The sequence below is a fragment of the Pedobacter duraquae genome (assembly GCF_004362245.1).
In the GTDB taxonomy this organism is placed as follows: domain Bacteria; phylum Bacteroidota; class Bacteroidia; order Sphingobacteriales; family Sphingobacteriaceae; genus Pedobacter; species Pedobacter duraquae.
The window spans coordinates 1116885-1133139 of record NZ_SNWM01000002.1; the positions used below are offsets into that span (position 1 = coordinate 1116885).

Annotated in this window: 9 protein-coding genes; 6 read left to right on the top strand and 3 right to left on the bottom strand. The window is 41.2% G+C overall.

Annotation, left to right across the window (positions count from 1 at the left end; translation table 11 throughout):
• Positions 1 to 13: 13 nt before the first annotated feature.
• From CLV32_RS10850 to CLV32_RS10860, 3 genes are read left to right on the top strand one after another with little or no spacing between them, the layout of a single operon-like run.
• Positions 14 to 5140: a translocation/assembly module TamB domain-containing protein gene (locus CLV32_RS10850; protein WP_243732284.1), complete on the top strand. Its 5127-nt coding sequence runs from the start codon at positions 14 to 16 to the stop codon at positions 5138 to 5140.
• Complete coding sequence (tamL, locus tag CLV32_RS10855; RefSeq protein ID WP_133555289.1) at positions 5124 to 7418, top strand: translocation and assembly module lipoprotein TamL; 2295 nt, start codon at positions 5124 to 5126, stop codon at positions 7416 to 7418. The genes CLV32_RS10850 and tamL overlap by 17 nt, the downstream gene beginning before the upstream one ends.
• Positions 7419 to 7423: 5 nt before the next feature.
• Positions 7424 to 8434 (top strand): YihY/virulence factor BrkB family protein, encoded by a 1011-nt coding sequence (locus tag CLV32_RS10860; protein ID WP_133555291.1) that lies wholly within the window; start codon positions 7424 to 7426, stop codon positions 8432 to 8434.
• Here CLV32_RS10860 and CLV32_RS10865 read toward each other — a convergent pair.
• On the bottom strand, positions 8431 to 10335 hold the full coding sequence (locus tag CLV32_RS10865) for a DNA topoisomerase IV subunit B (RefSeq protein ID WP_133555293.1): 1905 nt from the start codon (positions 10333 to 10335) through the stop codon (positions 8431 to 8433). The two genes, CLV32_RS10860 and CLV32_RS10865, sit on opposite strands and share 4 nt — an antisense overlap.
• A 118-nt stretch (positions 10336 to 10453) precedes the next feature.
• Here CLV32_RS10865 and CLV32_RS10870 point away from each other — a divergent pair, with 118 nt between their 5' ends.
• Complete coding sequence (locus tag CLV32_RS10870) at positions 10454 to 11791, top strand: MFS transporter (RefSeq protein ID WP_133555295.1); 1338 nt, start codon at positions 10454 to 10456, stop codon at positions 11789 to 11791.
• A 103-nt stretch (positions 11792 to 11894) separates the two neighbouring features.
• Positions 11895 to 13211, top strand: coding sequence for a DEAD/DEAH box helicase (locus CLV32_RS10875; protein ID WP_133555297.1), 1317 nt, complete (start codon positions 11895 to 11897; stop codon positions 13209 to 13211).
• Between the two features lie 1253 nt (positions 13212 to 14464).
• Here the strand turns inward: CLV32_RS10875 and CLV32_RS10880 are convergent.
• Positions 14465 to 15193 carry an acyl-CoA desaturase gene (locus CLV32_RS10880; RefSeq protein ID WP_133555299.1) on the bottom strand — a complete coding sequence of 243 codons (729 nt, stop codon included), beginning with the start codon at positions 15191 to 15193 and terminating at the stop codon, positions 14465 to 14467.
• Positions 15194 to 15270: 77 nt separating this feature from the next.
• Positions 15271 to 15768 (bottom strand): cupin domain-containing protein, encoded by a 498-nt coding sequence (locus CLV32_RS10885; RefSeq protein ID WP_133555302.1) that lies wholly within the window; start codon positions 15766 to 15768, stop codon positions 15271 to 15273.
• A gap of 256 nt (positions 15769 to 16024) precedes the next feature.
• Between CLV32_RS10885 and CLV32_RS10890 the strand changes: the two genes are divergently transcribed.
• The gene (locus CLV32_RS10890; RefSeq protein WP_133555304.1) at positions 16025 to 16228 is read left to right on the top strand and encodes a YtxH domain-containing protein; all 204 of its coding nucleotides are present in this window, start codon (positions 16025 to 16027) and stop codon (positions 16226 to 16228) included.
• Positions 16229 to 16255 lie beyond the last annotated feature (27 nt).

Consider the following 16255-nt stretch of genomic DNA (forward strand, 5'->3'; position numbering starts at 1 on the left):
TCATCTTACAAACTTGAATACATATATACGTAAAACTTTAAAAGTCGTGCTTTGGGTAATTGCCAGTATTATTATGCTGGTAGTTTTGATCGCGCTATCGCTCAATATCCCAGCCGTTCAAAACTTTGTCAAGGACAAGGCTATTACCTATTTAAAGAAAAAAACCCATACTGAAGTAAGGCTTGAAAGCATCAAGATCGCATTTCCTAAAGATGTGGTACTGAATAAGTTTTACATCGAAGACCTTAAAAAAGACACCTTACTGTACGCCGATCGCCTGGCGGTCGATATCAGCTTAATGAAACTGCTCAGCAATAAAGTAGAGATCAACAATATTGAGCTGGAGAAAATCAGGGCCAACGTAACGCGGATTAATCCCGACACCGCATTTAACTTCTCCTTTTTAGTAGACGCTTTCATGACCGAGCAAAAGAAACCTGATGCAGCGGTAGAAAACGATACTACGTCAACACTTAAGTTTTCGATAGATAAGGTTAGCTTCAAAGATATTGGCATTAAATACCGTGACGATGTTGCGGGAAATGCTATAGTGCTCTATCTGGGGGAATTTAAATCAAGAATTAAAGACTTTGACCTTGCCGGACAACACTATGTAATTAAAGAATTAGCACTCAGCAACACCTCGCTCAAATACGCACAGCAAAAGCCCCTCACTCAACTGGCTAATCATATAGAAAATAGTATTGACACTGCAAAAACAGCAGCCGGCAAATTACCTTTGGTAGAGATCCAGGATTTTGCATTTAACAATATTAAAATAAACTTTAACGATCTGATTTCGAAAACAAATGCAGATGTCAATCTCAATAACCTGGGTGCGAAAAATTTATTTATAGACCTGACCAATAGCATATACAAGGCCGACGACGCCAAGATAAATAACAGTACTGTTGTGTTTAATTCTGAAGGTACCCAGATGAAGGCCAACGTCGCCATCAAGGAATTTTCCTTAACCAAACTCCTTGCTGATCTGAATAAAGGAAGTTACCAGGCAGACGAGGCGCAACTCAATAAATCGAATATTAAATTCGCTTTTAAACCTGCTGCTCCGGTAAAAGCAGGAGCAACAAATAAAACCGATACCGCTGTAGCCCCTCCGGCTATGGCTTTCCTACTGAAAAAAATCAGTCTTGAAGATAATGCCATTCAGTTTGATAACCTTGCAGCAAAACTTGCACCGGGGATGGATTTCAATCATCTAAACATCAAAAATCTTGGTCTTCAGGCAGAGGCACTGTCCTACAGCAATACAGGAATTAAAGTAAATGTGAAAAGTGGCAGTCTAAAAGAGAAAAGCGGCTTCCAGTTAAATGCGTTAAGCGGAGACGTTGTCTATTCGGATAAGGCCGTAAAAATCAGCAACCTGATCGTTAAAACGCCGAACACCTCCATTCAGAATTCCACTCAACTGACTTACACATCTCTTGACGACCTCACTAAGCATCCCGAGCGTGTTAAAATCGCAATGGTTATTAACAATACTACAATTGGCCTAAAAGACGGCACTTACTTTAGCAATGCTATTCCTGCAAATTACAGAAATGAAAAGATTCGCGTAAACGCTAATGTTAACGGATATCTGAACAACCTCAGCATTCCTAAACTTCAGGTTACCGGTTTAAAAAGCACACGTATTGATGTAAGTGGAACAGTAAAAGGAATGCCTGATATCAACAAGGCCTATCTGGATCTGAATATCAAACAATTTGCAATGAGCAAGGCCGATTTGCTTGTCATCATTCCCCCAAAAACGTTACCAGCCAATATAGAATTGCCTAACAAGATTGCTGCAACAGGGAAATTTACCGGTGGACTCACAGACTTCAAAACGAATTTCAATATCAATACCGATATGGGCGGCGCCAAGCTGGTAGCCAGCATGAAAGGGGCTAAAGGGAAAGAAAACTATACCGCACATGTTGAGATGTTGAATTTCAATGTCGGCCGACTGCTTAAACAGCAAGCACAATTGGGACGCATTTCTGCCAGAGCGGATGTAGCTGGAACAGGGCTTGACCCTAAAACAGCCGCAGCTCGGTTTAATGCACTAATTTTAAGTGCTACCTATAATAAATACACCTATAGGAATTTGAAGTTAAATGGTGATTTTGCTAAGCAACAGCTAAATCTGAAAAGTAATATGGCTGATAGCAATGCAAACTTTAATTTATCAGCAACAGCCAATATAGCTGGCAAGTACCCTTCTGTTAAAGCTAATCTGGATTTGAAAAGAGTGGATCTGCAGAAACTGAATTTTAGCCCTACCGAGTTCAAACTTGCTGGTGTAGTTAAGGCAGATATCCCGACAGCAGATCCAGATTATCTAAATGGTGATATATCTGTAACCGGACTTCAACTAGCCAAAGAAGGGCAGTTGATCAACGTAGACACAATCATAGTACATTCTGAAGCTACAGCTGAAAGAAACTTGTTAACCCTCCGTTCTGAAATCATGAGTGCTAGAGTGGATGGTAAATACCAACTCACAAACCTTGGCGCTGCGTTGATTAACCAAATTAATAAATATTATGAATTCGGTACCGTCACAAAGATACCAGATCAACGGTTCCGATTCTCGGCAAACATCTATAATTCTAAGTTGCTTAAACAGTTTGTGCCTACCCTAACTACCTTCTCTGCAGCAAGAATTAATGGATTGATTGATACGCAAAAAGATAGCTTATTGATGAATGCTAGTTTCCCACAGGTTGTATATGGCGACTATAAAGTAGATAGCACCAGGCTGACTGTGAATAACAACAGGAATAAATTGAATTACAACCTATTTGTTAAGACTGTGCAGAGCCCCTCATTTGCGTTATACAGAACCGAAGTTAGTGGTGATGCGGCGAATAACATTTTGGGATTGAACATCTATTTAAGGGACAGCAAATTCAAAGACAAGTATGTGCTTGGTGGAAAGTTCCAATCGATCAACAAAGACTTCCGGTTTAGCCTGGATCCTTCAAAACTTCTACTTGCTTATGAAAAATGGAGTATCGCTCCAGAAAATTACATCCAGTTTGGTAAGTCGGGGGTACTGGCCAACAACTTCAACCTAAGTCAGGGGAACCAATTGCTTGGTATCAATAGTACCAGCAACACACCGAATTCACCATTAAATGTAGAATTCAAAAACTTCAGAATAGAAACTTTAACACGTTTTGCAGAAACCGACACGGCTCTTATTGGCGGTGCCATTAATGGAACAGTTAATGTTAAAGACCTGATGGCAACACCTAAATTTGAGGCTAACCTGACTGTGAACGAACTTAGGTATCAGAAGGATCAACTGGGGACATTACGCGTAGCAGTAAACAATAATACGCAGAATGCATTTGAAGTGAATGTCGCGCTATCTGGTGTCCACGAACTACGCGTAAATGGTTTCTATTACACTGCGCCAAATGCCGCGCTCGACATGACTTTGAATATTGACAAAATAGACCTTAAATCACTGCAAAGCCTTTCCATGGGTCAGATAAAAAATGGATCAGGCACAATTACTGGTGCCTTAAATATCAAGGGAACGCCTACAGCGCCGAAAGTTTTGGGCGACATCCGCTTCAATCAGACTGCATTTACAGCAACATATGTAAACTCTTATTTCAGAATGCCAAACGAACGTATCAGTTTTACTGAGCGTGGTATCGACTTTAATAACTTTACGATAATAGACTCTCTAAATCAGAAAGCAACGATTACTGGAGGTGTACTGACTACAGATTATAAGAACTTCAGGTTCAACATGGATATTAAAACTGATAATTTCAGGGCGTTGAATTCTACCGCTGCAGATAATGATATGATCTACGGCACCGTGTTTATCACCAGTAACATCAAAGTTCGTGGCGATATGAATCAACCGGACGTAGAAATGAGTCTCAACGTGAATAAAGGCACTAAGTTTTTCTTTGCGCTACCAACGGCCGACCCATCAATTATTGATCAAAACGGTATCGTTCAATTTATAGATGCCGATGCAGCTCCATATAATGGCAAAAAAGCACTTATTGCAGATAGCGTATCCAAATCGCCGGTGAAAGGAATTAACCTGACCGCTCTTTTAAAAGTCGATCCTGATGCAGAACTTAATGTAATTGTAGACCCTGCAAATGGAGATGCTTTAAATGTAAAAGGCGACGCTAATCTGACGGCTACAATGGATCCAAGCGGAAAGATAAGCCTGACTGGAAGATATGAGATTGTAGACGGATCTTACAACCTTTCTGTTGGAGGATTAGCAAAAAGAGAATTTAAGCTTGTTAAAGGAAGCAATATTGTCTGGACGGGAGACCCAATGTCGGCCAACGTAAACCTTACAGCCTTATACGAAGTAAATGCTGCTCCTATTGACCTCCTTAATCAGCCGGATTTGGTAACGGCAAAAACAAAACTTCCATTCCAGGTATACCTGATGATGAAAGATGAATTGCTAAAACCGACAATCAGTTTCCGTATAGATTTACCGGAAAATGAAAAGGGAGCCTTGGATGGCCAGGTCTGGACGAGAGTGCAGCAGGTTAACCGTGATGAAAACGAATTGAACAAACAGGTATTTGCCTTATTGGCATTGGGCCGCTTTATCGCTAACAATCCATTCCAGAGTCTTGCCGGTGGCGGTGGAGGTATATCGACACTTGCCCGTTCAAGTGTGAGTAATATGCTGACCGAACAACTCAACAATCTGGCATCGGATCTGATCCAGGGTGTAGATATCAATTTCGGCATCAACTCTTCTGAAGATTATTCTTCAGGTGCACTGGAGCAAAGAACAGACCTGGAAATTGGTTTATCAAAAAAATTGCTGAACGATCGCCTCACAGTAACTGTAGGTAGTTCATTTGGCTTAGAAGGACCTAAAGCACAAAGCAGCAACTCTACCGATATTGCAGGTAATGTAAACATAGAATACGCACTGTCGGCAGACGGCCGATACCGTCTGAGGGCCTACCGGAGAAATCAAAATGATGCCGTACTTCAAGGACAGATTATCGAAACCGGCGTAGGATTTGCCTTGGTAATCGATTACAACAAATTCAGAGAGATCTTCCAGAAAAGATCAAAAAGAAACAGAACGGATACAGAACAGAAACCAAAGAATGAAAAAACTAATTAAACTCAGCTTATTTATACTCGTGTGTTTAGTGTGGGCTGCCTGCAGCAATACTAAATATCTGAAACCCGGACAAATACTGTATACCGGAGCTGAGGTTAAAGTTAACCCCGACTCCTCAAAACGTATAGACGATCAGAAAGAAGTTAAAGCTACCCTGGAAAGTAAAACGCGCCCAAGGCCTAACAAGTCGATTCTCGGCTTGAAACCAAAACTTTTCATTTATAACCTTGCCGGAGAGCCTAAAAAACCAAAGGGAATCCGGCATTGGCTTAGAACTAAAGTAGGTGAGCCTCCTGTTTTACTCAGTCAGGTAAAAATTAAATACAATAATGATGTGCTAACCAGTTACCTCATTAGTCAGGGCTATCTCCAATCCGTGGTGACTGGCGATACAGTTGTAAAAGATAAAAAAGGAAAAGCAGTGTACACAGCAAACACTGGCGATCGCTATAAAATCAATAGCATCAGCTTCCCTACTGATACAAGCGGTGTTGCTGCAATTGTAAACCAGAATAAAGAGAAAACACTGCTAAAGGTTGGTAATTACTATGACCTGGATGTCTATAAAAATGAACGCATCAGAATAGATAATGATCTTAAAGAAAAAGGTTATTTCTATTTTAGCCCAGACTACTTAATTATTCAGGTAGACAGTACCATTGGTAAAAGTTTAGTTGACATCCGTGTTCGTGTTAAAACTGTAGCACCAGATGCTGGTTTAAAACCCTATACCATCAGGAACATCAATATCTACCCCAATTATAATTTACGCAGAGATAGCGTACTGCGCAGATTAAAGCCTTTACAGTATAACGATTTTAATATCTACGACAATAGGAATACCTTTAAGCCAAGGGTATTTGACAGACTTGTATTCTTTAAAAAAGGCGAAGCCTACAACCGGACTGATCACAACCAATCGTTAAACAGGATGGTTAATATCGGTGCGTTTCAGGATGTAAGAGCAGAATTCCTGCCAATCGATAGCTTTAAAAACGACCAACTGGATCTGAATATCTTTCTAACCCCTTTAAAGAAAAACTCATTAAGCTTTGGTGTTACAGGAACCCAAAAATCAAACAACTTTATCGGTTCGGAGGTGAAGATCACACAAACCACCAGAAATTTATTCAGAGGGGCAGAGCAGTTAGATCTTAGCGCAAGCGTTGGATTTGAGACCCAGACAGGCGGAAGTGTTGATAAAAACCTGAATACCAGCTCTATTACTGGTGAAGCAAAATTAACATTCCCACGGTTTATCGTGCCTTTTTACAAACCTAGCAGTACTACCGCGTTTATTCCAAAAACCGTTGCTTCGATTTCCTATCAGCTACTAACCAGAAACTCTTACTACAGCTTCAATTCATTTAAAGCACAATTTGGATATAACTGGAAAGAAAATCAGAAAAAAGAGCACACTTTTAATCCGATATCTATTAACTACGTAACGTCAAGAATCCTTGCGAAAGATACCGTTCTGCTGTTCAATCAGAATCCTGGATTGAGAAGTACACTGGAGCCACAGTTCATTATCGGAAGCACGTATAACTTCACATACACCAACCAAATGGAAACGTTCCGCAGAAATAACGTATATTTTAATGGTGGTATAGAAACAGGTGGTAACGTTTGGGGACTGTTTGTTCCTAAAAACGATAGCGGTACAAAAACATTGTTCAACACTTCACTTACGCAGTTCGTACGACTAGAAACAGATCTGCGAGATTATTATAAAATCACCAGGAACGTAACCTGGGCAAGTCGGCTAAATCTTGGTTATGGATACGCCTATGGCAATAGCACCTCGCTCCCGTTCACCAGACAATTTTTTGCTGGAGGTAGTAATGATGTGCGTGCATTTCCCGCAAGAACGCTTGGACCTGGAACATATAAAGCCCCTATTACAAACGTGATCGCAGATCAGGGGGGCGACATCAAAATGATGTTAAACACAGAGCTCCGTTTTAAACTGGTAAGTGTGTTATACGGTGCACTTTTTGCTGATGCTGGAAATATCTGGTTGAGAAAAGAAGATCCGACAAGACCCGGTTCAGGATTCAAACTCAGTGAGTCATTGAGCGAGCTCGGCGTTGGTACCGGTGCAGGCTTACGTGTGGATGCAAGCATTTTTGTAGTACGTTTAGATGTTGCCTTTCCGGTACGCAAACCTAACCTTGCTCCTGGCGACAGATGGGTGTTTGACCAGATTGCTTTTGGAGACAAAGGCTGGAGAAAAGACAATTTAGTTTATAATATTGGGATAGGATATCCATTTTAATAAGCATGAGAGCAGTACACCATACCAAGAATTTTTTTGTTGCCCTATACCACCTTTTCATTGCGGCCGGTAAAGGTTTTTCTGAAGATCGCGTTACTAAGCTCAGTGCCTCCCTCGCCTATTACACGATCTTTGCCCTTACGCCCCTGATCATTATTATCATTTCAGCAGCAAGCATCTTTTTTAGCAATAAGCTTAACCCTGGCACGGAACTCTTCGCGCAAATTAGTGGCATGGTAGGTGCTGAGGCTGCCAAACAATTACAGGGCTTTGTAGAGAACGCTAACCTTACCGGCAAATCTACATTTGGCCTCATCGTTGGAATCGGTACCCTGATAGTGGGTTCTACTGCTATCTTTATAGAAATTCAGGATAGCATCAACATCATCTGGAAGGTAAAAGCTATCCCAAAAAAAGGTTGGAAAAAAATGATTACCAACAGGCTGCTCTCGTTCTCCCTAATTGTTTCCATGGGTTTCCTCTTACTCGTATCCCTGGTTATCAACAGCGTGGTCGTAAGCTTGGGTTCCAAGCTTGGCACTCTCCTTAGCAACAGCAAGGTTGGAGACTTGATTCCAGTAGCCGATGATACGGCTACCCTGTTAATCTATGTGCTCAATAACGTGATCACCATCGTCGCAGTAACCGCTGTATTTACAATCATCTTTAAGGTGTTACCAGATGTAGATCTTCGCTGGAAATCAGCAATTATCGGAGCCCTGTTTACAGCGTTGTTATTCAGCTTAGGAAAATACCTGATCGGAATTTATATTGAAAAAGGAAATCCGGGGTCAGCATTCGGAGCCGCCAGCTCTATTATAGTGATTCTGCTCTGGATCTATTACACCTCCATCATACTCTACTTCGGCGCAGAATTTACGCAAGCTTATGCTGAGAAATTTGATGGTGGAATCCGACCGAGCAAATATGCCGTGCATACAAAAATCACCATTGTTGAGGAAAAAGTAGACGTACTTCCACCCCAACATCCGGAAGAAACGAAAGTTAACGATTAGGCAACGTCAACAATATCTTCAGACACCGCAGCTGTTGCAGCATCAAGATCTGCAGATACTAACTCTTCAACAGTGTCTTTTTCTATCCTCAAGTTTCGGATAATATGTTTCTGTCTTTCTGGTGTATTTTTTCCCATGTAATATTCAAGCAAACTTTTGATCGTCTGGTCTTTTAATATAACTGGGTCCAAGCGGATATCCTTTCCGATGAACAAACCAAACTCATCAGGAGAAATCTCACCCAGTCCCTTAAAACGCGTGATCTCAGGCTTATTTCCCAATTTATCAATAGCACGTTTACGCTCATCGTCACTATAACAATAGATCGTTTCCTTTTTATTCCGAACCCTGAACAGTGGCGTCTGAAGAATATAAACGTGACCAGCCCTTACCAGATCCGGAAAAAACTGCAGGAAAAATGTCATCATCAGCAAGCGGATGTGCATCCCATCCACATCGGCATCGGTAGCAATCACAATGTTATTATAATGCAATCCCTCTAGCCCATCTTCAATGTTCAGGGCATGTTGCAAAAGATTGAATTCTTCATTCTCATACACCACTTTTTTGGTGAGCTCATAACAATTCAGCGGTTTACCCTTCAAACTGAATACAGCCTGACAATCTACGTCCCTCGACTTAGTAATTGACCCCGATGCAGAATCACCTTCGGTAATGAACAAAGTAGTTTCATATCTCCTATCATGCGTCGTGTTAAAGTGTACTTTACAGTCGCGCAGTTTTTTGTTATGCAACGAAGCCTTCTTAGCCCTATCGTTTGCCAGCTTTTTAATACCAGCAATATCCTTACGCTCACGTTCAGACTGTAAAATCCTTTTTAACAAAGCCTCCGCTACATCGGCATGCTTGTGCAGATAGTCATCAAGCTCCTTCTTGACAAAATCGCCAATAAACGTACGCACAGAAGGCCCTTCGGGACCCATATTCTGGGAACCCAGCTTAGTTTTCGTTTGCGATTCAAAGACCGGTTCCTGCACGCGCACAGAAATAGCAGCGATGATAGAAGAACGGATATCTGAAGCTTCGTATTCTTTTTTATAAAACTCCCGGATGGTTTTTACTACCGCTTCCCTAAATGCTGCCTGATGCGTACCCCCTTGTGTGGTATGCTGACCGTTAACAAACGAATGGTAATCCTCACCATACTGTTGGCCATGCGTCATTGCAATCTCAATGTCGTTGCCTTTTAAGTGAATAATTGGATACCTCAGACTTTCTACATCGGCAACCTTATTTAACAGGTCATAGAGACCCCTTTCAGAAAAGTATTTCTGTCCGTTAAAATTCACTGTCAATCCAGTGTTCAGGAACACGTAGTTCCAGATCATGCTTTCTACAAAATCAGGAATATAATGGTAGTTTCTGAAGATACTTTCATCAGGGTAGAAAGTGATGGCGGTACCATTTCTTTGTGTCGTATCAATTACCGGATGGTCAATAACAATTTCCCCTTTAGAGAACTCCACCTTCTTAGTTTTTCCATCACGATAAGACTGTACCAGGAAATTAGTAGACAGGGCATTTACGGCCTTGGTACCCACACCATTCAACCCTACAGATTTCTGGAAGGCATTACTATCATATTTACCGCCGGTATTAATCTTGGAAACGCAGTCGATCACTTTACCTAAAGGAATGCCACGCCCGTAATCACGAATATTTACCTTATGGTCAGACACAGTAATTTCTATCGTCCGGCCGGATCCCATTACAAACTCATCAATGGAGTTATCGAAGATCTCTTTGAGCAACACATAAATACCGTCGTCGTGTGCAGAGCCATCGCCAAGCTTTCCGATATACATACCCGGACGCAATCTGATGTGTTCTTTCCAGTCGAGAGACCGGATACTATCTTCGTTATAATTCGGTTCAGCCATGATGATTTTGAGTAGAAATACAAATTTAACCGAATAACCGGCTCAATCAACTACAAAGTTTCAACAAATACACATTTTCTAGTATCTTTCATGAAATTAATGCCTCCCGAAAGATCAGATGCAAGGAAAAGAATTACCACTGGGGAAAGAGATTGCTTATGCTGCCGGAATGATGGGCTGGAGTACGATGACCAATATCATTATTGCTATGCTCCCCTATTTTTATTTGCCACCCAGTAACTCCGGACTCCACCCGCTTGTACCACAACTGCTGGTATTCGGCGCATTCAATATATTGTCGCTCATTGCTGCTTCCGGTCGCCTTTTCGATGCCGTTTACGATCCTTTTATTGCTTCGGTAAGCGATGCAAGCACCAACCCAAACGGTCGCCGTATTCCTTTTATGCGTTATGCCATTATACCTGCTGTATTATTTTGTTCATTAATCTTTTATCCGATCGTAAAAACAGAAAGTACAACCAATGCCTGGTGGTTGACGGCTATGCTTGCCTGTTTTTTCATTTCAGTAACCACCTATATTATTCCCTACAACGCCCTGTTGGCAGAGCTGGCACACAGCCCAGAACAGAAGGTTAAACTATCAACCTTTCAGCAGGTAGGTTTTGTAATGGGGATGATCCTGTCAGCGCTGACCAATAATTTCGCAGACCTGATCCAACAGTTTCTTCATGTAGCAAACAGAATGCAGGCCGTACAATATACCATTTGGGGTCTTTGCATCCTTTCCGGTCTTGTTATGCTGCTCCCTGCACTATTTATCAATGAAAAAGAATATAGTCAGGCAAAACCTACACACATAGACCTGCTACCAGCTATAAAAAACACCTTTAGAAACTCCAACTTCAAGTACTACCTCATCTCTGATTTCTCTTTTTATATTGCCTTGAGCATCATCTCGAGTGGCTTACTTTTTTTTGTTACGGTATTGCTCAAACTGCCGGATTCTGATGGGGGCAAATTTATGGGCATCATGGTTTTCCTTTCCATTCTTTTCTACCCTTCCATTAACTGGGGAGCAAAAAAGTTCGGTCGCAAGCCACTCGTGTTAACAGCTTTTGCCGTATTAAGCCTGATCTTTGTCACCATTTATTTTCTTGGCAGGCTTCCTTTTAGCGCGAACATACAAATGCTGATCCTTGTTACCTGTGCCGCATTTCCCCTTGCTGCACTCGGCATCCTCCCTAATGCCATCCTTGCCGACATCGCCCAGCGCGATACTGAGGAGACCGGCGAAAATCATGAGGGTATGTTTTTTGCCGTCAAATATCTGTTTGTCAAGCTTGGCCAAACCCTTGGCATTGCGATCTTTGCCATGTTGACCGTATATGGTAAAGATCCTGGTAACGACTTCGGCCTACGCTTAAATGGCGTCGTAGGCTTTGTCCTCTGCGTATTTGCTCTCCTGTTCTTCAGCCGCTTTAGAGAGCAAAAATAGCCTGAATCAGACACATACCTAAAAGCCGAAACTAATACGTACCTTTGTATCGGAATATGATTTCTTTTTATTCCCTCATTAATTAATATTAAATACAAACACATTGTTATTCGAAGAATTAAACCTGATTGAGCCTATTCTTAAAGCGCTCCAAACAGAAGGCTATACACAGCCTACCCCTATACAAGAACAATCCATCCCAACTATATTAGAAAGCAAAGACCTTTTAGGTTGCGCGCAAACAGGAACAGGTAAAACTGCTGCTTTTGCAATTCCTATGCTGCAGTTACTACACCAGCCGCACGCTAATGTAAAAGGACCAAAACCAATCCGCGCACTGGTTTTAACGCCCACACGCGAGCTGGCTATTCAGATCGAAGAAAGTTTCAAAGCATATGGTAGAAATCTACCTTTACGCCACCTCGTAATTTTTGGTGGTGTTGGTCAGAAAGCCCAAACAGATGCCTTGCATCGCGGTGTGGATATTCTTGTTGCTACACCTGGAAGACTGCTCGACCTGATGGGACAGGGATTTATCAACCTTAAAGATGTTGAGATTTTCGTTCTTGATGAAGCAGATAGGATGCTTGACATGGGCTTTATCCACGACGTAAAAAAGGTTATCACTAAACTTCCTGCTAAGCGGCAAACCTTGTTTTTCTCGGCCACAATGCCTGCTGAGATTCAGAAATTAGCCGATACGATCTTAACTTCTCCTAAAAAGGTAGAAGTGACCCCTGTTTCTTCTACAGCAGAGAAAATTACGCAATCCATGTATTTTGTTGAGAAAACCAACAAGAAAGACCTGCTTGCGCATATCCTTGCTGATAAAACGATTCAGACAGCTTTAGTTTTCACCCGTACAAAACATGGTGCAGACCGCGTTGTTAAAGATCTGACGAAAATCGGAATCCGCGCAGAAGCTATTCACGGCAATAAATCACAAAACGCCCGTCAGCGTGCGCTTACAAATTTCAAAGACAGAACAACAAGAATCCTGGTAGCAACAGATATCGCTGCGCGTGGTATCGACGTGGATGAGTTAACACACGTGATTAACTACGAGCTGCCAAATATTCCTGAAACTTACGTTCACAGAATTGGCCGTACCGGTCGTGCAGGCCTAAGTGGAACAGCATTCTCCTTCTGCGACTCAGAAGAAAGAGAGTTCCTGAAAGATATAGAGAAACTGATTGGATTAACCATCCCCGTTGCAGAAGATAACCCTTACGCAATGAGCTGGCAAGGACTTATGGCTAAGCAGGATAAACCAAAACCTAAAAGAGGTGGTGGTGGCGGTAACAATGGTGGTGGTGGTGGACGCCAGCGCCAGGAAAGAGAGCCAAATCTGAATGGTGCTAAAAGAACACCCAAAAGTGGCTCACGAAGGTGGAGTAAACCAAAAGGATCAAATTCCTAAAAAAGAATTACTGCTCGAAGGCTGAAATCTTTTCCCTGCGGAAAAACATTTCTAGGCCTTCTCACAGCAAATTCTTTTTTAGCGAGGCGCTGATAGCGATTCGCGGGGTAGGAATTTTGTTTTGGTTCATTCCGGGAAATATATAAAAAAAGGAAGGGCAAGCTAAAAAGCTTGCCCTTCCTTTTTTTACTGCGTTATGCCAATTCTTAATTTCACAATTCAAGACCCGGTAATCAGGAAACGTTCAAGAATCTCAAGAATTTACCTCACATGATGTTCAAAATGAATTAACGTCATCAGCTTTTAGGCCGGCTAGAAATTATCAAAAACAGATCGCCTTATTACATAGATATCAGGTCTGACTCAAATGTTCAAAATTCGTCGATGTCGTCGGTCAGTATAAAGTCAGCTAGAAATTGTCAAAAACAGATCGCCTTATTACATAGATACCAGGTCTGACTCAAATGTTCAAAATTCGTCGATGTCGTCGGTCAGTATAAAGTCAGCTAGAAATTGTCAAAAACAGATCACCTTACTACATAGATACCAGGTCTGACTCAAATGTTCAAAATTCGTTGATGTCGTCGGTCAGTATAAAGTCAGCTAGAAATTGTCAAAAACAGATCACCTTACTACATAGATACCAGGTCTGACTCAAATGTTCAAAATTCGTTGATGTCGTCGGTCAGTATAAAGTCAGCTAGAAATTGTCAAAAACAGATCACCTTACTACATAGATACCAGGTCTGACTCAAATGTTCAAAATTCGTTGATGTCGTCGGTCAGTATAAAGTCAGCTAGAAATTGTCAAAAACAGATCACCTTACTACATAGATACCAGGTCTGACTCAAATGTTCAAAATTCGTTGATATCGTCGGTGTGTATAAGGCCTGCTAAAAGTTATCAAAAACAGATGGCCTTAATTACATAGATACCCGGCCCGGTCAAATGTTTAAATTCGTTGATGTCGTCGGCCTGTATAAAGTCAGCTAGAACTTTCCAGAAAAAATCGCATACCTTACTATAAATAAAAAAAACCTGCCGGATGCATAAACCTCAAGTCAAAAAACCACTCAGTCTCCCGGAAAGCGAGCGCGTAAATTCCACAGTCCTTGATAATTTGCACTAATTAATTTATTATGTTAATGAGAAGGCCTAGGAAGTTTTCCCGCAGGGAAAAGATTCCAGACTTCGAATAACATAATAAATTAATCCTCAAATTTCACAGACCCAGAACTTATAACCGAGCGCATCAAGTTTTGCGAATACGAATAATATGCAACCAATGCATAACTTTCATCAACGGATACGTAGGATCAAACTCAAACCACCTAGAAGCAAAATTCGGACTATTTGGTTTCTTATGGTGATTATTCTGAAACAACTCCCCCATCATCAGGAAATCCAATGGAAGTGAATTCTTACTATGGTCGTCATTGTCATGATTAGAATAACCATACTTATGGCCGCACCAATTCACAATAGCGCCATGCAAAGGACCCATTAGAAAATGGATAGGAAGCAACAGAAACATCCACCATTGTGTAGCGAAAGTTACATAAAACCAAATGTAGAAGCTGATAAATACCAAACGCGTGATCCAGGAGTCACCGATTTTATCGATGATAGGCCATGATGGATACCTATCTCTGAATTGCTCTTCAGGCTCTTCATTATATTTGGCATAATTCAGATAAATGTTCTTTGTCTGAATCATCATTCCCCAAACATCTTTTACGAAGTGTGGGGAATGTGGATCTTTCTCAGTATCACTATATGCGTGGTGCATACGGTGTAGAATTGCATACGCACGCGGGTTCAAGAACGATGATCCCTGTGATAAAAAAGTGATGGTGTAAAAGAATTTCTCCCAGAATCCATTCATTTTAAACATCTTATGCGAAGCATAACGGTGTAAGAAAAATGTTTGAGAAAAGAGGGACAAAAACCAATGCGCCAGAAAAAATGCTAAAATGATCATAGAAGGGTGTTCGTTTACTAACGAGAAAAAAAATAGATTAGATTTTCAAATCTCAAAAGTAAACAAAAGATCCTTTCTTATCTACCAAAATCGTCCTGAACGCGAACAATATCAGATTCATCCGAAGGATTTTCGGGGTCGGTATGCTGCCAGATTTCAGAAACAACACCCCAGTCATCCAAACCAATCAGGCGGTGTCGCTCACCCTGTTGCAATTTAATTTTGCTGCCCGCAGTCAATTCTTGGATTGCGCCTTCAGTATCATCATCGCTGGTTTTAACACCTACAGTTCCACTTACTACCTGCCATATTTCGGCCCTGCGGTGGTGGTATTGCCATGATAAACGCTTGTTAGGTGCAACGACAAGGATTTTCGGACTTAACTTACCGCCAATCTTCAGGTCTTCAACATTCAGTCCATCAAAATAAACATTGGCAAATTGCTGAGCCTGGTCTTCATCAATAACGAAGAAACCACCCCATGGACGGGTATCATCTGTATTTACTACGTTAAATCCTTCAATTTTAAGGCGCTGGGCTATACTTTCAAATATTTCTTTTTTTTCCGCTGACATATCTTGTGTTTTTCAGAAACCAAATATAGAAAAAGACCTCACATAAAACCAGTAAGGTATCGGCTTTTTAGGGCCAAAATGAAGGTCATTCCTAAAAAAAAGGCGAAATAGGAAATCAGCTTACCCTCCAGATCAATATCTTCATTATAAATCAGATGTAACTGAGAATCCTATTGAAAATAAAAGTCAAAATAAATGGAACAACTATTGTATTTGATTGTCTAAACTATAAATCTTAAATTTAGAACGAATAAAAATGGGACTATTAAAAATGATCATTGTTGGCGCCGCTGTAGCAGCAGGCGTTAAGTATGCAACCAAAAAAAGGGTAGAAGATGGAAGATCCCTGGTTGACGATTTCAAGGACAATATTCCAGAGTGGAAAGAGAAAGCCATGCAATTCAAAGAAAAAATAAGGCAAGATTACGCCAGCACAGCAGATAATTACAACGGCCTGTAATAGGTCATCAACACATAGGAAAGCCCA

Excerpts from the sequence above, each read along its gene's own strand:
- tamL (WP_133555289.1), top strand. The coding sequence starts at position 5,124 with ATGAAAAAACTAATTAAACTCAGCTTATTTATACTCGTGTGTTTAGTG.
- CLV32_RS10860 (WP_133555291.1), top strand. The coding sequence starts at position 7,424 with ATGAGAGCAGTACACCATACCAAGAATTTTTTTGTTGCCCTATACCAC.
- CLV32_RS10865 (WP_133555293.1), bottom strand. The coding sequence starts at position 10,335 with ATGGCTGAACCGAATTATAACGAAGATAGTATCCGGTCTCTCGACTGG.
- CLV32_RS10870 (WP_133555295.1), top strand. The coding sequence starts at position 10,454 with ATGCAAGGAAAAGAATTACCACTGGGGAAAGAGATTGCTTATGCTGCC.
- CLV32_RS10880 (WP_133555299.1), bottom strand. The coding sequence starts at position 15,193 with ATGATCATTTTAGCATTTTTTCTGGCGCATTGGTTTTTGTCCCTCTTT.
- CLV32_RS10885 (WP_133555302.1), bottom strand. The coding sequence starts at position 15,768 with ATGTCAGCGGAAAAAAAAGAAATATTTGAAAGTATAGCCCAGCGCCTT.
- CLV32_RS10890 (WP_133555304.1), top strand. The coding sequence starts at position 16,025 with ATGGGACTATTAAAAATGATCATTGTTGGCGCCGCTGTAGCAGCAGGC.